Source organism: Leifsonia sp. SIMBA_070, from assembly GCF_046534635.1.
GTDB lineage: Bacteria > Actinomycetota > Actinomycetes > Actinomycetales > Microbacteriaceae > Leifsonia.
In genome coordinates this window covers 1-254 of record NZ_JAWRYK010000600.1, presented here as the reverse complement: position 1 = coordinate 254, position 254 = coordinate 1, and the positions used below count along the sequence as shown (strand labels likewise).

The window sequence follows — 254 nt, the reverse complement described above, 5'->3', positions numbered from 1 at the left end:
CAGCATTGCAGGTGGTTGCTCTATCGGTAATGGACTGGTCATGACTGCAATGATGACCTGGCAGGGCTGGATTGGCCTTGTATTTATGATTCTCGGAGTCTGGACTGCGTCCTGGCTTGTGTATGTTCGACCGCAGCGTAAGGCGCGACTGGCAACTGCTGCGGCAAATTAAGTAAGGTGTAAAGATGGCGATTAAAAAGCTGGATGTGGTGACGCAGGTCTGTCCGTTTCCACTCATAGAAGCAAAAGCAGCA

The 254-nt window shown here is 50.8% G+C and carries 1 protein-coding gene; it reads left to right on the top strand.

Annotation, left to right across the window (positions count from 1 at the left end; all coding sequences use genetic code 11):
• The first annotated feature begins 4 nt into the window (after window positions 1–4).
• Window positions 5–172 carry a YeeE/YedE thiosulfate transporter family protein gene (locus SB754_RS21630; RefSeq protein WP_410784372.1) on the top strand — a complete coding sequence of 56 codons (168 nt, stop codon included), beginning with the start codon at window positions 5–7 and terminating at the stop codon, window positions 170–172.
• The last annotated feature ends 82 nt before the right edge of the window (window positions 173–254 follow it).